The sequence below is a fragment of the Kitasatospora sp. NPDC092039 genome, assembly GCF_044756065.1.
Lineage (GTDB): Bacteria > Actinomycetota > Actinomycetes > Streptomycetales > Streptomycetaceae > Kitasatospora.
In genome coordinates this window covers 326,800-350,891 of the sequence record NZ_JBIVSD010000006.1, presented here as the reverse complement: position 1 = coordinate 350,891, position 24,092 = coordinate 326,800, and the positions used below count along the sequence as shown (strand labels likewise).

The window sequence follows — 24,092 nt, the reverse complement described above, 5'->3', positions numbered from 1 at the left end:
GCCCGCAGGGAGGGGAGAAGAGAGGGGAGAGGGAGAGCGCGGTCAGACGACCCGGCGGACCGCGAGGATCTCCGGCCGCCACGAGGCGAGAGTCGAGATCTTGACCACGTCGCCGGTCTTCGGGGCGTGCACGATCAGCCCCGAGCCGATGAACATCCCGACGTGCTCCGGCACGGCAGCGGTGCCCCGGGTGAACAGCAGGTCACCGGGCTTGAGCGCGTCCGCCGAGACGGCGGTGCCCTGCTTGACCTGCTCGTAGGTGGTCCGCTCCAGCGAGATGCCGGCCGACCGGTAGGCCACCTGCATCAGCGAGGAGCAGTCACACCTGCCCATCGGGTCCGCACCGTGCGAGTTCGCGCAGGTGCCGCCCCACTGGTAGGCAGTGCCCAACTGGCCGAGCGCCCACCGGATCGCCGTCTGCACCGGCTGCGGTGCGTCGGCCGGGATCGTGTAGCCGCCTGGCAGCGAGCCGGCCGGGATCGTGCCGAAATCGCTACCGTCGCCGCCCGCCGTGGGCGTCCCGCAGCCGCCGCCCGCTGTCGGGCTGACGCTCGCGCCGGCCGCTGGCGTCGGTGCCGGTGCCGGTGCCGGTGCTGGTGCCGGCGTCGGGTTCGGCGTGGGCGAGGCACCGGCGGCGGGGGCGAGCAGCGGCGCGAGGGCCTTCTGGAGCGCCTCCGCCAGGGGCTGCCACTTGGCGTAGGCGTCGGGGAAGCCGGAGCGCTGCACCGCCTGGGCGGCCTGGGTGACGGTCATCGACTCCCAGCCGTTGACCTTTTGAAGTGCCTCATAGAACTTCGTCGAGGCGTAGACCGGCTGCATGATCTGCTCCGGCGTGCCCCAGCCCTGGCTCGGCCGCTGCTGGAACAGGCCCAGCGAGTCCCGGTCGCCGCCGTTGACGTTGCGAAGTTCGCTCTCCTGCAAGGCCGTTGCCAGGGCGACGACCTGCCCGCGCACGGGGATGTGCATCGCGACGCCGGTGGCCTGGATCGTCCTCGCGTTGGGGATCTGCTCGGACGGCTTGCTCAGCCCGGCCACGGCCGGAGCCGACAGCGGACTGGAGCCCTTCAGGATCGCTTCGACCTGCGCCGCCACCGCCGAGGAATCCACACCCTGCGGACTTCCGCCAGGAGGGCAGGAACTGGACGCGGCGGCCGAAGCGTTGCCCGCGCCGACGATCGCCACGGGCAGGGCCAGCACCAGCGGACCGCAGGCGACGACACCGACGAGCGCGCCGACCGTCTTCTTCACGACGGCCCCCGGTCACCGGGCAGCGGCCGACCGGGCAGGGGAAGAGGATGAGGGCACGGGTGTGCCAGGGCATGCTGCATCGCAGCGGCTCCTCGGGGATGCGTAGGAGAACGCGGTGCCGGCCTCTCGTTCGGAGAAGTCGCCGGCACCGCGCCGGTGGTGAAACCGCCCTCGTTCAGGGCGGGCCCGGGTCACGGGAGTCGGTAGCTCCGGGACGCCGGTCTCGGGTCACGCGCGGCAGTCGGCCGCGCTCGTAATCTCAGCCGGAACACGATGGCGCTCCTCGGGATCGGGGGAAGGGGCGATGCTGCCCACGTGGCTCCGCGGGCACAGGACAGCACGGGTCAACACGTGCCGGGCCAGGCGCGTTTGGCCTGCTGCCAGGTCGGCATGGCGAGACAGTAGGGGCGAAAGTCGGCCGCACCAAACGACCCCCGGCCAGGCCCGGAACCCGCAGCCGGCCGTTAGGTACGGCTGCCGATCGCCGCTACCTTCCTCGGCATCCCCGCTCCCGGCGGCTGCCGCCGGGAGCCGCCCGGAGCGGGCCCAACCGCGCCCCGAAGGAGAACCCGTGACCTACACGCTGCACCGAGGCGACGCCCTCACCGTGCTCAAGACCCTCCCCGACGAGAGCGTCAACGCCGTCATCACCGACCCGCCGTACAACAGCGGCGGCCGGACCAGCTCCGAGCGCACCAGCCGCGACGCCCGCGCCAAGTACGTCACCAGCGGCAGCAACCACGACCTGAAGACCTTCCCCGGCGAGAACCGTGACCAGCGCTCCTACCGGGCCTGGCTCACCGAACTGCTCACCGAGGCGTACCGGGCAAGCACCGAGCACTCGGTCGCCATGGTCTTCAGCGACTGGCGGCAGGAACCGACCACGAGCGACGCGCTGCAGATGGCGGGCTGGACCTGGCAGGGCACCATCCCCTGGATCAAGCCCGCCAGCCGTCCCCGCAAGGGCGGCTTCAAGCAGTCTGCGGAGTTCATCATCTGGGGCGTCAAGGGCACCCTCGACAACAGCCGCAACCTCTATCTGCCTGGCCACTTCATCGCGAGCCAGCCCCGCAAGGACCGCGTCCACATCACCCAGAAGCCGCTGGAGATCATGCAGCAGCTCGTTCAGATCTGCCCCGAGAACGGCGTGGTCCTCGACCCGTTCACCGGCAGCGGCTCGACCGGCGTCGCCGCCCTACGCGAAGGCCGGCGCTTCGTCGGCGCCGAGCTCAGCCCGCACTACGCCGACGTCGCCGAACAGCGGCTGCGCGCCGAGCTGACCCAGGACGACCTCGTCCTCGCAGGACCGGAGGCGTGAGCGTGAGAACCGTCACCCGGCCAAGGGGCCGAAGACGCGAAAGGGCGGCCGGAGCACCAGACTCCAGCCGCCCTTCCCCGCCCCGTCAGGACTCCTCGACCGCCCGCCGGATCAACGGCACCGCCTTCTCCACGTCCGCCGACGACGCGATCCGCACCTTCAGGTCACCCGTGCCCAGGTGTCCGATGCCGCGCACGTCCCGGGTGAAGCCCTCCTCCAGCTCCACCGTGTCCGGGTCCAGCCGCAGGTATACCAGCAGCGCCCGATGCGACGGCGACGGCCGGAAGACCACCGACGCCACGTTCAGCAGCCGCTTGTAGGCGATGTAGTGCTTGAGCACCACCACCTCCAGCTCACCCGCCGCGGTCAGCGCTTCGTCCAGCTCGCCGTACAGATCCCGGAGACACTCCGGTACGTCGCCGACGACCGGCAGCTCGGCCGCCTCGGCGGCAGCCGCCGGCATCGAAGGCGTGGTCGGTCTGCGTACGGCTGCCTGGCTGACGGCGGCGGAGACCGGCTCGACCAGCTGGAGGCTCAGCAGCCCGCCGTCGAAGATCCGGTAGCGGACCAGCTCGATCGGCCAGGCCCGGCCCAGGTCACCAACGGCAACCCGGTCGTGGTGCGAGAACCCGGCCGCGATGCACAGCGCCCGGGGAGCACGCCAGTCGATGGACTCGGCCGCCTCGGACCCCAGCCTCTCCCTGACGAGGGCCTCGAACTCGTGGTGGCTGCTCTTCAACCAGGTGAGGTAGGAGACGGCCTGCGAGACGACTCCGCTGTCGTTGCCCTTCTTGAACTCGATCACGACCGGCACGCCGTTCTCGTCCAGGCCGAGCGAGTCCACCCGGCCCCGGTGCCACGGACCGGTCGGGTACTCCGACGCCAGGAACCGGATGCCGAGCATCGCCTCCATGCTCGCCTCCACCCGGCGCTGCAGCTGCACCTCCAGCGCCACCGTCGAGCTGCGCAGCTCCACGTCCTGGCCGTCTGCCCCGAGTCGGAACACCTTGAGATCGCTCACCCAGCCCCCTTCGCGCGATTGTACGAAGGAGCCAATCGAAAACAGCACTCCCATATTCCGGATCTGATGCGACAACGGTGGCCGCCCGGGTCTGTACAAAGTGCGGCTCTGTCCCGTAATCGGTGGCAATGAAGCGTGACGGGTGCCGTTGGCAGGTCATGCGAAATGTCAACGAGCTGGTGGGCACGGTGTTTTCCGGGTTGTCGCCGCTGGTGATCGAGGGCGTAGTGGACGAGGGTGAGGTGATTCGGGTGCTGGCCCGGCCCCAGGACGGTCCGCCGCCTTGCCCGGCCTGCGGGGCGCCGACGGATGAGGCGGTTCGCCGCGCGTGCCGGATCGTCCGACATCAGGACGTGGCCGGTTGCGGCGAGCAGCACGCAGGTGGCCGCGAACACCGCAGCTCCGCCCCACTCGTGCGACTCGTACCGTTTCCATGGCGACCCATCGTCGCATCCCCCACGGGCGCCCGGCGACGCCCCGCAACTCCGGGCGACGGAACATAGTGTGACGCACATCACATCATTGCGTTGGAACTCGGACCGCCTTGCGCTCGACCAACGGTCCAGCGCCTGCCCGTGATTCGGTCGTCGGCAATCGTCGGCCCGCGGGCACGCGACGGGGATGGGCGTTGAGGTGTCGCCCTCGGTCCGTGCTCCCGGAGCATCCGGCCGCGGCGCTCCTCCCCGTCCGGGCCCGAACTGTGACCCACCGTTTCCAGCCTGAGGGCAAGTGAATCCCGTCCCTCGGGACGAGACGGGCCGGCCGGCGGCCGGCCCGGGACAGGAGAGCAGCAACCGTGCGAGACCCCGACCTCCCGATCGCCACGTTCTGCGGCAACTGCAACTGCGGCTGTCCGCAGCTGTTACTCGACCCCGACGCCCCCGCGGACAAGCGGGTGCGCATCACCGACGACTTCGGCCAGCAGATCCAGATGAGCCGCGAGCAGTTCGCCGACCTGCTCGCCCAGGCGAAGTCCGGCGCGCTCGACGCCGCCACTGCGGCGGTCTGACGGACCGTAGGCGGGACGCCCGGTACCGCGCTCCCGCGCCGCCGGGCGTCCCGTCCCTGTCCACCGGCCGGTGCCGCCACTGCGGACCATCCGATGGACGGATCAACACCTTGCCCGGTGTGCCCGGCGGTGTTCGCCACGCGGGCCGCCATGAGACCCGGCGTCCGTGACGGAGGCCGATGGCGCCCCAGGCCACTATTGCGAATAAAGTGCAGTTGCTTAATCTAGGCAATAAGGAGCTGCACACATGGTGGGATCGCCGGTAGTCCTGGGGATCGAGTCGTCCTGCGACGAGACCGGCGCGGGCCTGGTACGCGACGGCGTACTACTGGGACATGCGGTGGCGTCGTCCATGGACGAGCACGCCCGCTTCGGCGGCGTGGTACCCGAGATCGCCGCGCGTGCCCACGTGCACGCCATGGCCCCCGTCGTCCGGGAGGCACTGGACCGGGCCGGGCTCACCCTCGCCGATGTCGGCGCCGTCGCCGTCACCGCCGGTCCGGGCCTGTCCGGCGCCCTGCAGGTCGGCCTGGCCGCCGCCAAGAGCTACGCCTTCTCCCTCGGCGTCCCGCTCTACGGCGTCCACCACCTCGCCGGGCACGTCGCCGCCGCCACCCTTGACGGCGGGCCGCTGCCGAACCCGTGCATCGTCCTCATCGTCTCCGGCGGCCACACCTCACTGCTGCTGGTGCGCGACCTCGCCCGCGACCCGATCGTCCACCTCGGCGACACCCTGGACGACGCCGCCGGCGAATGCTTCGACAAGGTCGCCCGCATCCTCCACCTGCCCTACCCCGGCGGCCCGGCCATCGACCGCGCCGCCCGCGACGGCGACCCGAAGGCGATCCGCCTGCCCCGCCCGCTCAGCGGACCGAACGACCCCCCGTACGCCTTCTCGTTCTCCGGACTCAAGACCGCCGCCGCCCGCTGGGTCGAGGCCCAGCGCGCCGCCGGCACCGAACCGCACGTCCCCGACGCGGCCGCCGCCCTCCAGGAGGCCATCGCCGACACGCTCACCCGCAAGGCCGTCCGGGCCTGCACCGACCACGGCATCGACACCCTCGTCGTGGTCGGCGGCGTCGCCGCCAACTCCCGCATCCGCGCCCTCACCGAACAGCGCTGCGCCGCCGCCGGAATCACCCTGCGAGTCCCGGCGCTACGCCTGTGCACCGACAACGGTGCCATGATCGCCGCCATCGGCGACCTGCTCGCCCGCTCCGGCGCCGAACCCGCACCGATGAACATCTCCATCGACCCCTCCGCCCTGCTGGAATACGCCGCCCTCACCCCGCTCGCCACCACCCTCGTCGCATGACGACCGCCGAGGTCCGCCGACTCGACCCCAGCGAGCTGCTCGGCCTGGCCGCGGACCTCCGCGCGGTGTACGCACGGGCCTTCGAGCGGCCTCCCTGGCACGAGCCCGACCACAAGGCGGACGACTACCTCGCCCGCCTGCGAAGCGACGTCGCCCGACCGGGGTTCACCGCAGTCGCCGCCCTGGACACCTGCGGCCGTCCTGTCGGCTTCGCCACCGCCTGGACTACCCCGCGGCTGTTCCCCTCCGACCGCTGCCACCCCTACGCCAGGAAGGCTCTGGGTGACGGCGCCACGCGCGAACTCCTTTGCGGCGCACGCGAGATCGACGAGTTGGCAGTCCATCCGGACCATCAGCGGAAGGGGATCGGAGCGGCGCTGCTGGAGGCGGTGAGCGCGGACGCGCCTGGCGGACGGTGCTGGCTGTTCACCGCCGCCGCCGCGGGCGGGCCGATGGATTTCTACCTCCGGCTCGGCTGGCAGCCGGTCACCCGGCCGGCGCCGCACCCTGCCGGCGTCCTCGTCCTGCTCGGGCCCCGGCACCCGGGCGCCGACGTGGCCACCCGCCGGGTAGCTCTTGTCGGCGCCACGCAGTGACGTTCATCCCCCGGCCCCGCGCCGGCGACTCACCGGTCGGTGACCTCCGACCTCATCGAAAGGCACCGTGATGGCCACACCCTCTCGAACCGACGGCTCCGCGGACCGACGCACCCGCGTCCTCGGCCGCCCCGTCGACACGTACCCGCAGATCGCGCCCGAGGCCGACCGGGGCCGGGTCCGGCGGATCACCGAGGTCGGCGACTCGGTCCTCCACCGCCCCTGCCGGCCCGTCACCGCGTTCGGGACCGCCCAGCTCTCCCGGCTCGTCGACGACATGTTCCTCACGATGTACGCCGCTCGGGGCGTCGGCCTCGCCGCCAACCAGATCGGCGTCGACCTGCACGTGTTCGTCTACGACTGCCCCGACAGCGACGGGATCCGCCACGTCGGGCACATCGTCAACCCGGTGCTCGACGATCCCGCCGGGCCCCGCAGTCTCGTCGAGGCGAGCGAGGGCTGCCTGTCCGTTCCCGGGCCCCGCCGGGAGCTGGGCCGCGCCGACCACACCGTCGTACGCGGTGTCGACAAGGACGGGAACCCGCTGGTGCTCGAAGGCACCGGGTACTTCGCCCGTTGCCTCCAGCACGAGACCGATCACCTCGACGGCATGCTCTACATGGACCGCCTGTCCGCCCGCGACCGCCGCACGGCGCTCGCCGAGTCCGCGGAGCAGCGCGAACGGGTCCTCGCCGAGCGTCTCGCCCGCGCCGAGCAGATGGGAGCTGCTCACGCCGTGGAGTGACCGGAAGAGCGGCGGTGATCTGCTCGCCGGTCGGCCGACGTCCCGCTTGCCCGGTCCCGTGGAACGGCGGCCGGGCAGCGCACGCGATCGTGAGGAACGCTGTTCGGGCGCCCTGCCGTCACCCGGGCGGTGCGGTGAAGCGGTACCCGGAGTCGATCAGCGCGGGCAGGAACCCGGTGAGGGCCGACACCGTCTGCGAACGGTCCCCGCCACCGTCGTGGGTCAGCACGATCGCCCCCGGCCTCAGCTCCTTCATGAGCCGCCTGGCGATCACGTCCGTTCCGGGCTCCGCCCAGTCCCGCGGGTCGACCGACCAGCCCATCGACCGCATCCCCAGCTCGGCACAGACCCTGAGCGTCGTGGCGGACCAGTCCCCGCCCGGGGCCCGGAACCAGGTGGGGGCCTTGCCGGTGATCCCGGCGAGGAGTTCGGACGTCTGCCCGAGCTCTTCGCGGACCTTCGCCTCGGCAAGGCTGCGCAGGTTCGGATGGCTCCAGGAGTGGTTGGCGATGTGGTGCCCACGACCCGCGATCTCCCGTACCAGCCCGGGGTGTTCGGCCCCGTTCTCACCGATCAGGAAGAACGTCGCCCGGATGCCGTGCTTCTCCAGGAGGGCCAGGACGGCCGGGGTGTACCTCGGGTGGGGGCCGTCGTCGATGGTGATGGCCACCACCTTGCGGCCGGCATCGAGCTCGTTCACCGGCCGGCTCTCCGCCGCCGTGGGGATCCGCGGCGCGGTGGGCGAGCCCGTGGCGGCGACGGTGGCGGCGTCGCCCGGCGCGGCCGCCGAAGTGCGGGACGTCTCCGGCGCTGCCGGGGCCGACGGCCCAGGAGGCGCCTCGCCCGCATTGTCGGCGGTCGGCCTGGCGCTGCTTTCCTCGGCCCGGAAGGAGGTTCGGCCGCACCCGGCGGCCAGGAACGACAGCCCGGCCGTCGCCAGCAGTGCTCTTCGTGAGGTGATGTGACGATACGACAGCATCTCGTATGCGTCCCCCGCCGGGATCGTCCTACTCGACGACGACCCCGGCGGGGGTACGGCACCACCCGGATGGGGCCGGGAGCACGACCACCGGTCCTCCGAGTCGCTTCGATCAGTCGGAGCCGGCCGCCGTCCGGCGAGCCCGGCGCTCTCGGGCAGCGCGCTCGCGACGCTGGTCGGCCGGGCCCCCCGGCGCCAGGGGCGGCACCCGGTGCGGCTGCCCCTGCGCGTCGACAGCGACGAACACCAGCTGCGCCGTCGCGACCCTGGTCACCGGACCGGTGAGGTTCCACCGTTCCGCCGTGACCACCACTGAGACGTCCATCGAGGTACGCCCTGCGTGATCGACCCGGGCGCGGACCGTCAGGAGGTCACCGGCCCGGACGGGAGCGAGGAAGGACATCTCCTCCACCGACACGGTGACCGCGGGCACGCCAGCGTGACGGCCGGCGGCAGCGGCTGCGGCGTCGTCGATCAGCTTCATCACCACGCCGCCGTGCACCGTGCCGTAGAGGTTGGTGTCGTGCTCGCTCATGATGTGGGCGAGGGTGACCGCCGAGTCCGCCGGCGTGCGGGAGACGGCCGGGTATGTCGTCACTCCGCCGTCACCGCCCCCGCGGCTGCCGGGGCGGCGGTCCGCTTCCCGGCCGCCCCCATGACGGCATGCCGGTGTGAACGGGCCTCGGGCCCGGGGGCGGCGCACCGAGTGATGTGCTCCACAGAACTCTCCTTCGCGAGTTCGCGGACCGGGGCGCGCGGAGGAGCACGAGGAGGACGGCTACGTCACCTCCTGCCGTCGCCCGCCCACGGGGTCACGGTGAGACCGCGGACCCCTGCGGTCCGCGGGCAGCGGCAGGTCTTCGGACTCGCGGGCACGGCCACCCTGATTCCAGGGCGGACATCTACTGGCCGTCGCTTCCCAGGCCCGGCCGGGCCCAGTGCGTATGACGGCGGTCGTTCCCACTCACCGCTGCGGGGCAGTCCCGGATTCCCACCGGGTTCCCTCTTGCGACGCGCCTGCCTGGCGGACAGGGCGAACCGACTGCGCGGGCCACTCTACGTCGGCCACCGGGGCGGGTGCCGCGCTCCGGCCGCGTATCCGAAGGTGCGGACGGACCGCGGGGCCGGGTTCAGGGCCGACCCGCGGTGGACTCCCGGACGTTCAGCGCCCAGTCGTGGCGCCGGACGACGCCGGGCTCGGCCGCACCTGACAGCAGGTCGCCGAGGAGGGTGGCGCAGGCGCGCCCGTACTCCGCGGCCCGCAGGTCGACGGCCGTCACCTGCGGACTGGAGCCGCGCGCCGCCGCGCCGTCCACGCAGGCGGCCACCAGCAGGCCGGTCCCCGTCCGCAGGCCCGCGTGCGCCGCGGCCGCGAGCACGCCGGGCACCGCGCCGTCGGGGGCGCACACCACCGCGTCCAGGCCCGGGACCCGGGCGATCAGGTCCGCGGTGGCGGCCTCGGCCTCGGCCGGGGTGGCCGCGAACGGGACCGTCCGCACGACCACCTCGACGCCCTGCCGCCGGCTCCAGTCGTCGGCGGCGGCCCGCAGTGCCGCGGCCCAGTCGGAGCCCGGGCCGGGGGCGAGCAGGGCGGGGCGGCGGGCGCCGCGCGCGGCGAGGTGGTCCAGCAGGGCGGCCAGCGAGGCGGCGTTGTCGCACACCACGGCGCCGCTCGGCGCGACGCCTCCGCCGAGGTAGCGCTCGCCGGTCACGACCGGCACGCCCGCGTTCAGCAGGTCCGGGACGGAGGGGTCGTCAACCTCGGGGTCGATCACCAGCAGGCCGTCGACCCGGGAGGAGAGCCCCTCGCCGGACGCCGTACCGGGGGCCAGCAGGACCAGGTCCAGCCCGTCCTCCCTCGCCCGCTCGACCGCGCCGAACGCCAGGTTCATGTAGTAGTCCAGGCGTGTCCCGGTGCGCGGCAGGTAGAGGCCGATCGCGCCGGTGCTGGCCCGACGCAGGCTGCGCGCCGCGGTGTTCGGCCGGTAGCCGAGTTCCCGAGCCAGATCCCGGACGCGCTCGCGCGTGCTCTCGGAGACCCGGCCGGAGCCGCCGAGTGCGTTGGAGACGGTGCTCTTGGACACCCCGGCCGCCCGGGCTACGTCGATCAGGGTCACGGGGCGGCTGGTCACAGCCCGGAAGTCTAGACGCAGCCCTGCGTCGATCTCCCGCTCCGGTTCGCCATGCCTTGCTGGAACGTTCCAGCAATGCTTAGGGTGCACCTGCTGGAACGTTCCAGCAGAAGCGCCCGACGAATAACGTGACCAGTGCGACTGGGCGCACGACGGACGCGCGCGATCGGCCCGGCGCCCGGCGGTTCGCACGTTCCGACCTGACCGACCAGGAGACACCCGCATGACGCGCGGATTCGATGTTGTGGAGACCGGTATCGCCGACCTGCGCGCGGCACTGGAGAAGGGCGAGACCACTGCGGTCGGGTTGCTCGACGCCTACCTCGCGCGGATCGACGCGTACGACCGGCCCGGCACCGCGACCGCGCTCAACGCGATGGTCGTGATGAACCCGGACGCCCGCGCCGAGGCGGAGGCCTCCGACGCCCGCCGCGCGCGCGGCGAGACGCTCGGCCCGCTGGACGGCATTCCGTACACGGCGAAGGACAGCTATCTGGCGAAGGGACTGACGGCGGCGGCCGGCTCGCCCGCGTTCGAGCACCTCGTCGCCCAGCGCGACGCCTTCGCCATCGAGCGGCTGCGGGCGGGCGGGGCCGTCCTCATCGGCCTGACCAACATGCCGCCGATGGCCAACGGCGGCATGCAGCGCGGCGTGTACGGCCGGGCCGAGAGCCCCTACAGCGCGGACTGGCTCACCAGCGCCTACGGCTCCGGCTCCTCCAACGGCTCGGGCACCGCGACAGCGGCCTCGTTCGGCGCGTTCGGCCTCGGCGAGGAGACCTGGTCCTCGGGCCGGGCTCCGGCCTCGTACAACGCGCTGTGCGCCTACACCCCCAGCCGCGGCGTGATCTCGGTGCGCGGCAACTGGCCGCTCGTGCCGACCATGGACGTCGTCGTCCCGCACACCCGTACCATGGCCGACCTGCTCGAACTGCTCGACGTCGTCGTGGCCGACGACCCGGACACCCGCGGCGACCTGTGGCGCGCCCAGCCGTGGGTGACGCTGCCCCCGTCGTCGCAGGTGCGCCCCGCCTCGTACCCGGCCCTCGCGTCCGCCGATCCGGCGGCGGCCCGTGCCGCACTCGCCGGCAAGCGCGTCGGCGTGCCCCGGATGTACATCAACGCCGACTCCGACGCCGGGACGAACCCCGAGGGCGGCATCGGCGGGCAGACCGGCCAGCCGGTCGACACCCGCCCCTCGGTGATCGCCCTGTGGGAGGCCGCCCGCCGGGACCTGGAGGCGGCCGGCGCCGAGGTGGTCGAGGTCGACTTCCCTGTCGTGACGAACTACGAGGCCGACCGGCCCGGCGCGCCCTCCCTGTTCACCCGCGGCCTGGTCAGCCGTGACTTCCTCACCGTCGAGATCGAGGACCTGTCCGCCTGGGCGTGGGACGACTTCCTGCGCGCCAACGGCGACCCGGCGCTCGACACCCTCACCGAGGTCGACGGCGACCGCATCTTCCCCAAGCACGAGGGTGAACTCCCGGACCGCTACACCGGGTTCGACGACTCCATCGGCGACTACCCGCGCATCGTGCGCGAGCGCCCCTACGCGTCCTTCACCGACATGCCGCACCTCGAAGACGGGCTGCGCGGGCTGGAGGAGACCCGCCGCGTCGACCTGGAGGAGTGGATGGACGACCTGCGGCTGGACGCCGTGGTGTTCCCCGCGGTCGCCGACGTGGGGCCCGCCGACATGGACGTCAACGAGTCCTCCGCCGACCTCGGCTGGCGCAACGGCGTGTGGGTCGCCAACGGCAACCTGGTTCCCCGGCACCTCGGCATCCCGACCGTGACCGTCCCCATGGGCACCATGAGCGACATCGGCATGCCCGTCGGGCTGACCTTCGCCGGCCGCGCCTACGACGACAACGCCCTGCTGACCCTCGCCGCGGCCTTCGAGGCGACGGGCACCCGGCGGACGGCTCCGCCGCGCACCCCGCGCCTGCCGGCCGAATGACGTGACGGCGTCGCGGCACGCCCCCGGGGTGTGCCGCGACGCCGCCGGTGTGAGGGTCGGCACAGGAGTCGTACGACAGGCTTTAGGATGACGGGTCCGCTCGTCCCGCATCCTTGGAGCCGCCCGTGCCCACCACGATCATCAGCGTCAGCGGCATGGACTGCGGCCGCTGCGAAAGGGCCGCGGTCGCTCAGCTCAAGACGGTGCCCGGCATCACCAAGGTCTCCGCTCACGCACCCACCGGACGGATCACGATCACCTGTGATCCGGCGCTGGATGACGATGCCCTTCGGGAGGCCGTCGCCCGCACCGGCTTCACCTTCCTGCGCCGCGTCTGACGCGCACGCCCTACCGGTCGTCGCTCGGTCCTGGCGGGCGCAGCCCCGCGGACCACTTCTCCTCGATGCGGCCGAACTTCCACACCGCGAGCGCGACGATCCAGGTGACGAAGAACAGGCCGACGATGACGAAGCCGACGGCGTTGAGGTCGAGTCCGCTCACCCAGTCCCAGAAAGCGCCGTGCAGGTCGAGCTTGTCCGCGAGCAGGGAGAGGATCTCGACGCTGCCGATGATCAGGGCGACGGCCACGGACAGGCCGGTGATGGTGAGGTTGTAGTAGACCTTGCGGACCGGTTTGGAGTACGCCCAGCCGTAGGCGAAATTCATGAACGTGCCGTCGATCGTGTCGAGCAGGCTCATACCGGCAGCGAACAGGACCGGCAGGCAGAGGATCGCGTACCAGGGCAGGCCGGAGGCCGCACCCGTGCCGGCGAGGACCAGCAGAGCGATCTCGGTGGCGGTGTCGAAGCCGAGCCCGAAGAGCAGGCCGACGGGGTACATCTGCCACGGCTTGGTCACAGCCTTCATCACCCGGCCGAGCAGGCGGTTCATCAGGCCGCGGTGGTCGAGCTGCTCCTCCAGGGCAGCCTCGTCGTACTCGCCCGCGCGCATCCGCCGGAAGACCTTCCAGATCTCGGCGAGGATGACGAGGTTGATGGCGGCGATCACGTAGAGGAACGTGCCGGAGACGGTGGTGCCGATCAGGCCGGTCACATTGTGGAGCTGGGACGCGTCGTCCTCGACCGGGCCGGCCAGGGCTTTGATCCCCAGAGCCAGCAGGGCTGCGAGGCCGAAGACGATGCTGGAGTGCCCGAGGGAGAACCAGAAGCCCACGGACACCGGCCGCTGGCCGTCGGCCATCAACTTGCGGGTGGTGTTGTCGATGGCGGCGATGTGGTCCGCGTCGAAGGCGTGCCGCATTCCCAGCGTGTAGGCGGTGACGCCGATTCCGACACCGAAGCCCTTCTCTCCGAGGCTGAGGCCCTGCGGGGCGACGAGCGCCACGAGCACGAACCAGCCGACCACGTGCAGGGTCGCGATGAAGCCGGCCATGCCGGCGAGTCGGGTCCACTCCTGCCGGGTCATGGAGGCGCCGATGCGCCTGAGGGCGGATCTGCCGCCCTCGCCGGAGGGGCTTTCGGGCGCGGCTGACATGGGCGTCTCCCTCGGTCGCGGGGCGATGGCCGGAATCACTGAGCGCACTTCGTTCGCAGTTGCAATATCTTTGCAACCGGAGCCCGTGTCGACAGGCGCGCGGGTAGCGCGAGGAGGCGCAGTGGATCGCGAGGCAGCACTCGTACGGAACCCCACGCCCCTCCCCGTGGACGATCCCACCCGGTCGGCTGCATCCGGGCCGGACTTCGACCACCTGGATGACTGCCGTCGGCTGCTCCGTGAGGCCGGCGCCCGCTGTACCGGCCCGCGTCTGCGGGTGCTCGGCGCGATCCGGGAGCACGGCGGCCATCTGACTGTGGCCGAGATCCACCAGCGGATCACCTCGGACGGCCGGAACATCAACGTCTCGACCGCCTACCGGTCGGTCGACCGCCTCGTCGAGCTCGGGCTCCTACACGCCGTACGCGGAGCCGGGGGAGAGTTCAGCTACGGGTTGGTCGGCGAGCCCCACCACCACGCACTGTGCGTGGAGTGCGGGCGGATCGCGGAGTTTCCCGACCGCCTCGTGGCCCATGGTCTGAGGGCCGCCGGCTTCCACACGGGTTTCAGGATCGAGGCCCTGGTGGTCAGCGGCCTGTGTCCGGATTGCCAGGAGGGTCGGAGCGGCTGACGCAGGGTCGGCCGTGCGTCCCGGCGGGCGCCGGTTGGGAAGACGATCAGCAGCGGAAGGGCGGGCGCCCCGTGCGGCCGACGGGGCCGACCCCGCTGGCAACATGCTGGGGCCTACTGCTCGCAGGTGCAAGTCATACGCAATAGTGTGGGACCGGCACGATCATCACCGTCCTTCCGAAAGGGGCCGTCCCAGCATGGGCGCCTACTCGCTTCCCGACCTGCCGTACGACTACTCCGCGCTCGAGCGGGCGATGTCCGCCGAGATCCTGGAGCTGCACCACTCCAAGCACCACGCCGCCTACGTCAAGGGCGCGAACGACACCCTGGAGCAGCTCGCCGAGGCCCGCGACAAGGACCAGCTCGGCGGCCTGGTCGGCCTGCAGAAGACCTTCGCCTTCCACCTGTCGGGCCACGTGCTGCACTCGCTGTTCTGGCAGAACCTCTCGCCCGAGGGCGGCGACCGCCCCGAGGGTGAGCTGGCCGACGCCATCACCGAGCACTTCGGCAGCTTCGAGGCCTTCAAGAAGCAGCTCACCACCGCCACCACCGGCGTGCAGGGCTCCGGCTGGGGCATCCTGTCCTGGGAGCCGCTCGGCAAGCGCCTGATCGTCGAGCAGGTCTACGACCACCACGGCAACGTCGGCCAGGGCACCACCCCGCTCCTTGCCTTCGACGCCTGGGAGCACGCCTACTACCTCCAGTACCGCAACGTCCGCCCCGACTACGTCACCCGCCTGTGGGACGTCGTCAACTGGCAGGACGTCCAGGCCCGTTTCGCGGACGCCAAGAACGCCTGACACAGGCCCACGCCCGACTGCCGGCAGGCGTTCGCGCCCCGGCGGTCGGGCGCACCCCTGTCCGTACCACCACAGCGCCGCTCCGCGCCGCCGCTTCCGTACTTCGTCGCGTACACCCGCGTGACGAGACGTTCCGGCACGGCGTCTAACCGTGTGCCGGCACCGCATCGTCCAGCAGGCGCACCACGCGCTCGTCGCACAGCGCGTACCGGACGATCCGCCCGGACCTGGTCGGCTTGACGACGCCCGAAACCCGCAGCAGGCGCAGGACCTGCGAGACGGCCGGCGGATTCATCCCGCACGCGAGCGCGAGATCCGAGACCGCGATCGCCCCCGCCGCGCGCAGGGCCACCAGCACGGCCAGCCGCCCCGGCTCGGCGAGAAGCGCGAACCTGTCAGCGGCGCCCTGCAGTCGGTCCCGGTCGTTCGCCGCCGCGGCAGCCGCCTCGACAGCGGCAGCGTCGATCGTCCCCGGCACGTGCAGCCTCCTTCACCCGCCATGCCCTTGTCATCACTTTGCGTTATTGCAACATATGCGCAGCTGCGCAGGCTTGTCGAGACGGCAGCCGGGCCCATACGGTGTTCCCCGCCGTGGTGCACGGGAAGTCCGGTGACAGCCCCTCAGGGGACGAATCCGGCGCGGCCCTCGCCACTGTGAACGGGAAGTGCCCCCGACGTGCGCGCAGCGATGCGGGCAGTCACCGGCGCCTCAGGGCGCGCGGGAAGACGAGTCGGGGGTGCGCTCCGCCCTGCCCGGATGCGGGAAGGACGGTCCACCCGAAGCCAGGAGACCGGCCACGGCACGCACGACCCCCGAGTCCCCCGGGGGCGCCCCCATCGAGGAGCTGGAGAGGCCTGCCGTCATGACCCTCACCGACGAAACGCCGTCATCGACCCTTCCCCTGCCGCCGCGCTGGCAGCGACAGGACACCGTCCGCACCGCCGCGCTCATGGCCGTCATCGTCGCCATGCATGTCGTCGCCTTCGGCATGCTGTTCCTGCTGATAGCCCCGAACCACTACACCATCGGCAACCAGGTCTTCGGCGTCGGCCTCGGCATCACCGCCTACACCCTGGGCATGCGGCACGCCTTCGACGCCGACCACATCGCCGCCATCGACAACACCACCCGCAAGCTGATGGCCGACGGCCAGCGCCCGGTCTCGGTCGGTTTCTGGTTCGCCCTCGGGCACTCCAGCATCGTCATGGCGATGGCCGCGCTGGTCGCCGGCGGCGCACAGATCGCCGGCACCCTGGTCGACGACGAGTCCACCACGCACCAGTGGCTCGGCGTCATCGGCACCAGCGTCTCCGGCACCTTCCTCTACCTCATCGCGGCGCTCAACCTGATGGCCCTGGCGGGTATCTACCGCGTCTACAAGTCCATGCGCGCCGGCCAGTTCGACGAGAAGCAGCTGGAGAAGCACCTCGACGAGCGCGGCTTCATGAACCGCATCCTCGGCCGCCTGACCAAGTCCATCCGCCGCCCCGGCCAGATGTATCCGGTCGGTGTGCTGTTCGGCCTCGGCTTCGACACCGCCACCGAGGTCGCCCTGATGGTGATGGCCGGCTCCGGCGCCGCCTCAGGCCTGCCCTGGTACGCGATCATCTGCCTGCCGCTGCTCTTCGCCTGCGGCATGAGCCTGTTCGACACCCTCGACGGCACGTTCATGAACTTCGCCTACCACTGGGCGTTCTCCAACCCGGTCCGCAAGGTCTACTACAACCTCACCATCACCGGCCTGTCCATCGCCGTCGCCTTTGTCATCGGCACCATCGAACTCGTCGGCGTCCTCCACGAGAAGCTCGACCTCACCGACCCGGTCACCGACTGGATCGCCGACATCAGCCTCGACAACGTCGGCTACATCCTCGTCGGCATGTTCGTCGTCGTCTGGGCCTGCGCACTCGGCTACTGGCGCTTCAGCAACGTCGAACAGCGCTGGGCCGCCCGTGTCGAAAAGGCCAGCTGACCCCCGACCCGACAAGCCCCGGTGCCCGCGGACCGACCGGTTCGCGGGCACCGGGCGTTCAGTCCGCGAGCGGGTAGGGGACGAAGGTGCTGGTGTGCTCGTCGACGGCCAGTGGGCGGCCGATGGCCGGCGCGGAGCGCTGGGGGCAGGCGGGGCGTTCGCAGACCTTGCAGCCAAGGCCGATGGGGGTGGCGGCGGCCTCGTCGGCCAGGTCCAGTCCCGCCGAGTACACCAGCTGTCCGGCGTGGCGGATCTCGCAGCCGAGGCCGATGGCGAAGGTCTTGGTGGGGCGGGCCCAACCGCCGGGTGAGCGGGTGATGGCGCGGGCGGTCCAGAGGTAGCGGCGGCCGTCCGGCATGGCGGCGACCTGGACGTGGACCCGGCCGGGGGCGGCGAAGGCCTCGTAGACGTTCCACAGGGGGCAGGTGCCACCGGTGCGGGAGAAGTGGAAGTCGGTGGCGGACTGGCGTTTGGAGACGTTCCCGGCCCGGTCGACGCGCACGAAGGAGAACGGCACGCCGCGCAGCCGGGGCCGCTGGAGGGTGCTGAGGCGGTGGCAGACGGTCTCGTAGCCGACGCCGAAGTGGTCGGCGAGGTGCTCGATGTCGTACCGGGCCGACTCCGCCTCGGCGTGGAACGCGGCGTACGGCAGGACCAGCGCGGCGGCGAAGTAGTTGGCCAGTCCGATCCGGGTGAGGGACCACGGGGTGGAGCCCTCCGAACTGTCCTCGGCGGCGAGTTCGGACAGGAGCGGGTCGTGCTCCAGATAGGCGAGTTGGATGGCCATTCGGAACGCCTGCTGGCCCGGGCGCAGCCGGTCCGACAGCCGCAGCACTCGGGTCCTCGGGTGGTACCGGTGGAGCTGCTCGCCCCCGGTGGCGATCTGGACTCCGTGCCTGGCGGCCAGCCGCTCGGCCAGCACCTCCCGCACCCCGCCCCGCTTGAGTCGGATCTTCGCCGCCAATTCCTCGGCTGTGGTGTCGAGTTCGTCGAGGTAGTTCCGGCGGCGGTAGAAGAACTCGCGGACCAGTTCGTGCGGGGTGAGGGTGTCGGGTGCCGGGCCGCGGTCGCCGGCGAGGACGGCGAGTTGTTCGGCGACGGCCCGTCGGTCGCGGCCGAGGTCAATGAGCAGGCGCGCCACGGCGGGCAGTCGGGCGGCCACCTCGTCGAGGTCCCCGGCGGTGACCCGTCCGGCGGCGATCTCGTCGCCGAGTGCGTCGCGTAGTTCGGCGGTGAGCCGGGCGCTGTCCGGCGGGGCGAAGTAGCCGGCCTCGACGCCGAAGGCCTCGGTGAGGCGCAGCAGCACCGGCACGGTGAGGGGGCGGGCGTCGTGCTCCAGCTGGTTGAGGTAGCTGGGCGAAAGGTCGAGCAGCCGGGCGAGGGCGGCCTGGGTGAGACCGCGTTCCTCGCGCAGGCGGCGGAGCCTGGCACCGGCGAAGGCCTTTCCCATGACGTTCTCCCCACTATGCGCCTGAGCTGACCGGGTGCGGGCAGCCTAGCCGGAGGAGCCACCGTCCGGTCTTCGCAAGCTTCGCGGATTCGCCGGGGATCGTTCGCAGAAGTTGGCAGTGGTCCACCGGTGACGCCGGGTTCGCGAGCTGCCAGAGTCGGTGGTGCGGCCGGGAGGTGCGCAGGACAGCAGCAAGAACTCCAGGTCGGTCGCGGTCGGGAGGGCTGTCCGGGCGTCCACGTCCTGCGGTGTTCCACCGCCGCCCGGCGCCACCCGGCCGCCCACTCGCCCCTCGCGATGAGGTGCGTCACATCCTTCGCAACGAGCACCCCTGGGGAGCAGACCCATGACTCAGTCGGTTCGGCAGCAGCAGGAGCAGCGGGCCGCCCAGTTGGACGCCCGTTGGGCCTCCGACCCCCGGTGGACCGGGGTCGAGCGCACGTACACGGCGGCCGACGTCGTCCGCCTGTCAGGCACCGTCCGCGAGGTGCACACCCTGGCCCGGCGCGGTGCCGAGCGGCTGTGGCGCCAGCTCCACGAGCAGGACTACGTCCACGCCCTCGGTGCGCTGACGGGCGGTCAGGCCGTGCAGATGGTGAAGGCCGGGCTCCAGGCGATCTACCTGTCGGGCTGGCAGGTCGCGGCCGACGCCAACCAGGCCGGGCAGACCTACCCCGACCAGAGCCTCTACCCGGCGAACTCCGTTCCCCAGGTGGTGCGCCGGATCAACAACGCGCTGCTGCGGGCGGATGAGATCGACGCGGCCGAGGGCAACCACGGTCCGGACTGGCTGGTGCCGATCGTCGCCGACGCCGAGGCGGGCTTCGGCGGCCCTCTGAACGCCTTCGAGCTGACCAAGGGCATGATCGCGGCCGGCGCCGCTGGCATCCACTACGAGGACCAGCTCGCCTCGGAGAAGAAGTGCGGCCACCTCGGCGGCAAGGTGCTCGTGCCCACCGCCCAGCACATCCGCACCCTCAACTCCGCCCGTCTCGCGGCCGACATCGCGGACGTGCCGACCGTGATCGTGGCCCGCACCGACGCGCTGGCCGCCAACCTGCTGACCAGCGACGTCGACGAGCGCGACGCCCGGTTCTGCACCGGCGAGCGCACCGCCGAGGGCTTCTATCGGGTCGAGCCCGGTATGGCGCCGGTAATCTCCCGCGGCCTCGCCTTCGCGCCGTACGCGGACCTGATCTGGGTGGAGACCGGCACCCCGGACCTCGCCCAGGCCCGGGAGTTCGCCGAGGCGATCAAGGCCGAGCACCCGGACAAGATGCTGGCTTACAACTGCTCGCCGTCCTTCAACTGGAAGGCCGCCCTGGACGACGACCAGATCGCCAAGTTCCAGCGGGAGTTGGGCGCGATGGGTTACCGCTTCCAGTTCATCACGCTGGCCGGCTTCCACGCGCTCAACCACTCGATGTTCCAGCTTGCCCGCGGCTACGCCGAGCACGGCATGACCGCTTACGTCGACCTCCAGGAGGCCGAGTTCGCGGCCGTCCCGGACGGCTACACCGCCGTGAAGCACCAGCGCGAGGTCGGCACCGGCTACTTCGACCTGGTCTCCACCGCGCTGAACCCGAACGCCGAGACCCTGGCGCTCACCGGCTCCACCGAGGCCGAGCAGTTCCACTGAGCCACCCCGGCGGCCTCGTTGGGGACGAGCCGCCTTCCACCCCACCGCCCGGGGCCTCGTTGAGGGACGAGGCCCCGGGCGGCCTCCCACTCGCCTCCTTCGCCTCCTGGAGCACCGGATGACCCAGCCCAGCCGCATCGAGATCCTCGGCGCACACGAGGACCGCTTCGACGAGATCCTTACGCCCGAGGCGCTCGCCTTCCTCGCCCGTCTGCACGAGGCGTTCGCCGGCCGCCGCACCCTGTTGCTCGCCGAACGGGACCGCCACCGCGCTGAGTTGGCCGCCGGGGGAGTCCTCGACTTCCTCCCGGAGACCCGCGCCGTCCGGGAGGAGCCCACCTGGCGCGTGGTCGGCGCGGGGCCGGGCCTGCACGACCGCCGGGTGGAGATCACCGGCCCGCCCGAGCGGCGGATGACCGTCAACGCCCTCAACTCCGGCGCGAAGGTGTGGCTGGCGGACTTCGAGGACGCCACCGCACCCACCTGGCACAACCTCGTCGTCGGCCAGCTCAACCTGCTTGACGCGATCGAGCGTCAGATCGACGACACCACTCCGGAGGGCAAGCGGTACTACGTCGGGAACGACCCGGCCACCATCGTCGTCCGCCCCCGCGGCTGGCACCTGGACGAGCAGCACCTCATGATCGACGGACGCCCCGCAGCCGGCGCGCTGGTCGACTTCGGCCTGTACCTGTTCCACTGCGGCCGGCCACAGATCGCCGCCGGCTCCGGCCCGTACTTCTACCTCCCCAAGCTGGAGAACCACCTCGAAGCCCGCCTCTGGAACGACGTCTTCACCTTCGCCCAGGCCGAACTCGGCATCCCGCACGGCACGATCCGCGCCACCGTCCTGATCGAGACCATCACCGCGGCCTTCGAGATGGACGAGATCCTGTACGAGCTGCGCGAGCACGCCGCCGGCCTCAACGCGGGCCGCTGGGACTACCTGTTCAGTCTGATCAAGACCTTCGCCCAGCACGGCCCCCGGTACGTCCTGCCCGACCGCGCCACCCTCACGATGACGCAGCCGTTCATGCGCGCCTACACCGATCTGCTGGTGCGCACCTGCCATCGGCGCGGCGCCCACGCCATCGGCGGCATGGCCGCCGCCATCCCGCAGAGCGACCCGCAGGCCAACGCCGTCGCGCTGACGAAGGTCCGTGCCGACAAGGAACGCGAGGCCGGCGACGGCTTCGACGGCTCGTGGGTCGCCCATCCCGGCCTGGTCTCCACCTGCCGCACCGCCTTCGACGCGGTCCTCGGAGACCGCCCGAACCAACTGGACCGCACCCGCGAGGACGTCGAGGTCACCGCCGCCGACCTGCTCGGCGTCCACCGGCTGAGCGTCGGCCTGCCGACCGAGCAGGGCCTGCGCGCCAACGTCGCCGTCGCCCTGCGCTACCTCGTCGCCTGGCTGAACGGCTTCGGCGCGGTCGCCGTCTTCGGGCTGATGGAGGACGTCGCCACCGCCGAGATCTCCCGTTGCCAGATCTGGCAGTGGCAGCACCACTGCACCCGCCTCACCGGTGGCTCGCTCGCCACCCCCGACCTGGTGCGCCGGCACATCGACCAGGAACGCGCCACGCTGCTCGCCGAGGGCGCTGACCCGGCGCTGGTGGACGACGCGGTGCGCATCCTGGAGGACACCGCCCTCGGCACCGACCTGCCCGCCTTCCTCACCACCGAGGCCTACGCCCGCCATCTCGTGCGCACCACCGCCCCGGCCGCCTGACCCACCCCCGTCCGCATCCACCCCGAAGAGGGCAACCGCATGAACGACATCCGCCGTGTGGCCGTCGTCGGCGCCGGGCAGATGGGCTCCGGCATCGCCGAGGTCTTCGCCCGCGCCGGCCTGGACACCATCGTCTGCGATAGCGGGCCGGCCGCACTGCGGGCCGCCCGCAGCCGGATCGACCGCTCCCTGCACCGTGCCGTCGACCGGGGCCGGATCAGCGAGCAGCAGCGCACCGACGCCTGGGCCCACCTGCTGTTCGCCGACGACCTGGAGGCGCTGGCCGACCGTCAGCTCGTCGTCGAGGCCGTCGTCGAGGACGAGGGAGTCAAGAGGGAGGTCCTCGGCACGTTGGACAAGGTGTTGTTCGACGGGGACGCCGTGCTGGCCACCAACACCTCAGCCATCCCCGTCACCCGCCTGGGCATCACCACCGGCCGGGCCTCCCACGTGCTGGGCCTGCACTTCTTCAACCCGGCACCGGTCATGCCGCTGGTCGAACTCGTCTCCTCCCTGCACACCGACCCGGCCGTCCTCGACCGGGTGGACGCCTTCGCCAACGAGGTCCTCGGCAAGCACGTGATCCGCTCCCGGGACCGGGCCGGCTTCGTCGTCAACGCCCTGCTCGTCCCCTACCTGCTCTCCGCGATCCGGATGGCCGAGGCCGGACACGCCACCGCGCAGGACATCGACGCAGGCATGGTCCACGGCTGCGCCCACCCCATGGGACCGCTCCAACTCGCCGACCTGATCGGCCTCGACACCGTCGAGGCCATCGCCAGGTCGATGTACGACGAGTACAAGGAACCGCTGTACGCCCCGCCGCCACTGCTCTCCCGCATGGTCGAGGCCGGTCTGCTCGGCCGCAAGAGCGGACGCGGGTTCCACTCGCACCGAGCGGTGTAGAGAAGGGCGCGCGCCTCGCCGCTGCCCGGCCCCTGTCGCGGAGGGCCGTGCAGCGGCGAGGCCTTGTGCTGTCAGTCCGGCAGGACGTTCTCGCGGCAGCACTCCGGCCGTGGACCCTGGTGAGGTGCAGCAGGTCCACACGCCCGTCGGCTGCGATCGAGTTCCGCTCCGTCGAGGACAGCGCGGTGCACCGCCCGGGCCAGCCGGGCGCCCCAGAGCGACCGCGGGCCGCCGAACGGATCGACCTCCCCACGCGCGTCCGGTGCCCGGACCGCCACGCACACCGCGTCGGACGGCGTGCCCGAACAGGCGTAGCCGGCGTCCAGGAGAGCCTGCACCTTGGCCTCGGTGGCGGTCGCCAGCAGGTTCACCAGGCCTGCGTCGGACAGCGGCGCCGGAACGACCGCGAGGATGTTGATCGTGCCGGGAACGTACCGGGCGGGCGCCGGGACGGCGGGGACCGGGACGGTGGTGGGGGAGGCGGCGGCCCAGGTCGGGACACCGATGCCGGTCGTCACCAGGGCGACGGCACTGTTGTCCTCGGCCCAGGTGGATTCGTCGACCTCCGCGGCGGTCATCAGTCCGACGCCGGGCCCGCGCAGGCCCTCGGCCTCCGCGAGTTCCGCCAGATGCCGGTCGGGATCCATCCGGTCGTAGCCCGCCCGGACCTGGGCGTTCAGCACCCAGCCGCGCTCGCCGATCCCGCCGCCCAGGACCGCGCTGCTGACCATCCGCCAGCCCGGGCCGGCCTTCCACACCAGCTGGTGGCGGCACGATCCGTCCTCCGACCGGGCACGTCGCAGGACCACGGGTCGCCGGGCGACCGGCACGTGGCTTTCCGTTGTCCTCACCTCGGAACGTCGGGGATCCGGCCCCGCCGGCCCTCCTGGGGCTTCCGGTGATCACCGACCGGCGGGCTCGTGCGGATCCTAGCGGTCCGCAGAATCCGCAGATCCACAGGCCGACCGTGTACGGATTCCACAGATTGGCATGCTGGATCACCGGCCATCCGGGGAGCAGGCTCGATCACGAAAGTCCCAGAGCCATCCGATGCCGCCGCTTCCGGTCACCCGTGTCGCCATCTGGCCGTGCTCTGTTCTCCGACGCCGCCAGTCTGGCCAGAGCCTCGGCCAGGGCCTGCTGCA

Annotated in this window: 22 protein-coding genes and 2 riboswitches; of the genes, 13 read left to right on the top strand and 9 right to left on the bottom strand. The window is 71.8% G+C overall.

Annotated features, from left to right (window positions below; genetic code table 11):
* Nucleotides 1–42: 42 nt before the first annotated feature.
* The gene (locus ACIQI7_RS15405) at nucleotides 43–1,248 is read right to left on the bottom strand and encodes a C40 family peptidase (protein WP_401109514.1); all 1,206 of its coding nucleotides are present in this window, start codon (nucleotides 1,246–1,248) and stop codon (nucleotides 43–45) included.
* 571 nt (nucleotides 1,249–1,819) lie between these two features.
* On the opposite strand from ACIQI7_RS15405, the gene ACIQI7_RS15400 reads away from it, so the two are divergent.
* Nucleotides 1,820–2,566 carry a DNA-methyltransferase gene (locus ACIQI7_RS15400; RefSeq protein WP_401109511.1) on the top strand — a complete coding sequence of 249 codons (747 nt, stop codon included), beginning with the start codon at nucleotides 1,820–1,822 and terminating at the stop codon, nucleotides 2,564–2,566.
* Between the two features lie 85 nt (nucleotides 2,567–2,651).
* Here the strand turns inward: ACIQI7_RS15400 and ACIQI7_RS15395 are convergent, their stop codons facing one another.
* A complete protein-coding gene (locus tag ACIQI7_RS15395; RefSeq protein WP_401109508.1) occupies nucleotides 2,652–3,587 on the bottom strand; it encodes a hypothetical protein in 936 nt (311 codons plus the stop codon).
* 796 nt (nucleotides 3,588–4,383) lie between these two features.
* Between ACIQI7_RS15395 and ACIQI7_RS15390 the strand changes: the two genes are divergently transcribed.
* From ACIQI7_RS15390 to def, 4 genes are all read left to right on the top strand, one after another.
* The gene (locus ACIQI7_RS15390) at nucleotides 4,384–4,596 is read left to right on the top strand and encodes a hypothetical protein (protein ID WP_401109505.1); all 213 of its coding nucleotides are present in this window, start codon (nucleotides 4,384–4,386) and stop codon (nucleotides 4,594–4,596) included.
* A gap of 247 nt (nucleotides 4,597–4,843) precedes the next feature.
* Nucleotides 4,844–5,911, top strand: coding sequence for a tRNA (adenosine(37)-N6)-threonylcarbamoyltransferase complex transferase subunit TsaD (gene tsaD, locus ACIQI7_RS15385; RefSeq protein ID WP_401109502.1), 1,068 nt, complete (start codon nucleotides 4,844–4,846; stop codon nucleotides 5,909–5,911).
* Nucleotides 5,908–6,507 (top strand): GNAT family N-acetyltransferase, encoded by a 600-nt coding sequence (locus tag ACIQI7_RS15380; protein ID WP_401109500.1) that lies wholly within the window; start codon nucleotides 5,908–5,910, stop codon nucleotides 6,505–6,507. The genes tsaD and ACIQI7_RS15380 overlap by 4 nt, the downstream gene beginning before the upstream one ends.
* A 70-nt stretch (nucleotides 6,508–6,577) precedes the next feature.
* Nucleotides 6,578–7,252, top strand: a complete 675-nt coding sequence (def, locus tag ACIQI7_RS15375; protein WP_401109497.1) for a peptide deformylase — start codon at nucleotides 6,578–6,580, stop codon at nucleotides 7,250–7,252.
* Between the two features lie 118 nt (nucleotides 7,253–7,370).
* Here def and ACIQI7_RS15370 read toward each other — a convergent pair whose 3' ends face one another.
* The 3 genes from ACIQI7_RS15370 to ACIQI7_RS15360 form a co-directional block, all read right to left on the bottom strand.
* Nucleotides 7,371–7,952: a polysaccharide deacetylase family protein gene (locus tag ACIQI7_RS15370; RefSeq protein WP_401109496.1), complete on the bottom strand. Its 582-nt coding sequence runs from the start codon at nucleotides 7,950–7,952 to the stop codon at nucleotides 7,371–7,373.
* 391 nt (nucleotides 7,953–8,343) lie between these two features.
* Nucleotides 8,344–8,829, bottom strand: a complete 486-nt coding sequence (locus tag ACIQI7_RS15365; protein ID WP_401109494.1) for an acyl-CoA thioesterase — start codon at nucleotides 8,827–8,829, stop codon at nucleotides 8,344–8,346.
* Nucleotides 8,830–9,085: 256 nt separating this feature from the next.
* A riboswitch (cobalamin riboswitch) is annotated at nucleotides 9,086–9,239 on the bottom strand.
* Nucleotides 9,240–9,361: 122 nt separating this feature from the next.
* Entirely contained in the window at nucleotides 9,362–10,363 is a 1,002-nt protein-coding gene (locus ACIQI7_RS15360) for a LacI family DNA-binding transcriptional regulator (protein ID WP_401109491.1), read from the bottom strand.
* 223 nt (nucleotides 10,364–10,586) lie between these two features.
* Here ACIQI7_RS15360 and ACIQI7_RS15355 point away from each other — a divergent pair, with 223 nt between their 5' ends.
* Both ACIQI7_RS15355 and ACIQI7_RS15350 read left to right on the top strand, forming a co-directional pair.
* Complete coding sequence (locus tag ACIQI7_RS15355) at nucleotides 10,587–12,323, top strand: amidase (RefSeq protein ID WP_401109489.1); 1,737 nt, start codon at nucleotides 10,587–10,589, stop codon at nucleotides 12,321–12,323.
* Between the two features lie 125 nt (nucleotides 12,324–12,448).
* Nucleotides 12,449–12,661 (top strand): heavy-metal-associated domain-containing protein, encoded by a 213-nt coding sequence (locus ACIQI7_RS15350; protein ID WP_401109486.1) that lies wholly within the window; start codon nucleotides 12,449–12,451, stop codon nucleotides 12,659–12,661.
* A gap of 10 nt (nucleotides 12,662–12,671) precedes the next feature.
* Here the strand turns inward: ACIQI7_RS15350 and ACIQI7_RS15345 are convergent, their stop codons facing one another.
* The gene (locus ACIQI7_RS15345; protein ID WP_401109485.1) at nucleotides 12,672–13,817 is read right to left on the bottom strand and encodes a HoxN/HupN/NixA family nickel/cobalt transporter; all 1,146 of its coding nucleotides are present in this window, start codon (nucleotides 13,815–13,817) and stop codon (nucleotides 12,672–12,674) included.
* Between ACIQI7_RS15345 and ACIQI7_RS15340 the strand changes: the two genes are divergently transcribed.
* Complete coding sequence (locus ACIQI7_RS15340; RefSeq protein ID WP_401109483.1) at nucleotides 13,702–14,448, top strand: Fur family transcriptional regulator; 747 nt, start codon at nucleotides 13,702–13,704, stop codon at nucleotides 14,446–14,448. The genes ACIQI7_RS15345 and ACIQI7_RS15340 overlap by 116 nt on opposite strands.
* A 196-nt stretch (nucleotides 14,449–14,644) precedes the next feature.
* Nucleotides 14,645–15,247, top strand: coding sequence for a superoxide dismutase (locus ACIQI7_RS15335; RefSeq protein WP_401109480.1), 603 nt, complete (start codon nucleotides 14,645–14,647; stop codon nucleotides 15,245–15,247).
* Nucleotides 15,248–15,392: 145 nt separating this feature from the next.
* Here the strand turns inward: ACIQI7_RS15335 and ACIQI7_RS15330 are convergent, their stop codons facing one another.
* Nucleotides 15,393–15,725 (bottom strand): ArsR/SmtB family transcription factor, encoded by a 333-nt coding sequence (locus ACIQI7_RS15330; RefSeq protein WP_401109478.1) that lies wholly within the window; start codon nucleotides 15,723–15,725, stop codon nucleotides 15,393–15,395.
* Between the two features lie 97 nt (nucleotides 15,726–15,822).
* Nucleotides 15,823–16,062, top strand: a riboswitch (cobalamin riboswitch).
* 48 nt (nucleotides 16,063–16,110) lie between these two features.
* Between ACIQI7_RS15330 and ACIQI7_RS15325 the strand changes: the two genes are divergently transcribed.
* Nucleotides 16,111–17,220 (top strand): HoxN/HupN/NixA family nickel/cobalt transporter, encoded by a 1,110-nt coding sequence (locus tag ACIQI7_RS15325; RefSeq protein ID WP_401109475.1) that lies wholly within the window; start codon nucleotides 16,111–16,113, stop codon nucleotides 17,218–17,220.
* 58 nt (nucleotides 17,221–17,278) lie between these two features.
* On the opposite strand, the gene ACIQI7_RS15320 is transcribed toward ACIQI7_RS15325, so the two are convergent.
* Nucleotides 17,279–18,670, bottom strand: coding sequence for a short-chain fatty acyl-CoA regulator family protein (locus ACIQI7_RS15320; RefSeq protein ID WP_401109473.1), 1,392 nt, complete (start codon nucleotides 18,668–18,670; stop codon nucleotides 17,279–17,281).
* Nucleotides 18,671–19,016: 346 nt separating this feature from the next.
* Here ACIQI7_RS15320 and aceA point away from each other — a divergent pair, with 346 nt between their 5' ends.
* From aceA to ACIQI7_RS15305, 3 genes are all read left to right on the top strand, one after another.
* Nucleotides 19,017–20,309: an isocitrate lyase gene (aceA, locus tag ACIQI7_RS15315; RefSeq protein ID WP_401109470.1), complete on the top strand. Its 1,293-nt coding sequence runs from the start codon at nucleotides 19,017–19,019 to the stop codon at nucleotides 20,307–20,309.
* A 118-nt stretch (nucleotides 20,310–20,427) separates the two neighbouring features.
* A complete protein-coding gene (gene aceB / locus ACIQI7_RS15310) occupies nucleotides 20,428–22,041 on the top strand; it encodes a malate synthase A (RefSeq protein ID WP_401109467.1) in 1,614 nt (537 codons plus the stop codon).
* A 39-nt stretch (nucleotides 22,042–22,080) separates the two neighbouring features.
* Nucleotides 22,081–22,947 (top strand): 3-hydroxybutyryl-CoA dehydrogenase, encoded by an 867-nt coding sequence (locus tag ACIQI7_RS15305; protein WP_401109464.1) that lies wholly within the window; start codon nucleotides 22,081–22,083, stop codon nucleotides 22,945–22,947.
* A gap of 71 nt (nucleotides 22,948–23,018) precedes the next feature.
* Here the strand turns inward: ACIQI7_RS15305 and ACIQI7_RS15300 are convergent, their stop codons facing one another.
* Nucleotides 23,019–23,756: an adenosylcobinamide amidohydrolase gene (locus ACIQI7_RS15300; protein WP_401109462.1), complete on the bottom strand. Its 738-nt coding sequence runs from the start codon at nucleotides 23,754–23,756 to the stop codon at nucleotides 23,019–23,021.
* Between the last annotated feature and the right edge of the window lie 336 nt (nucleotides 23,757–24,092).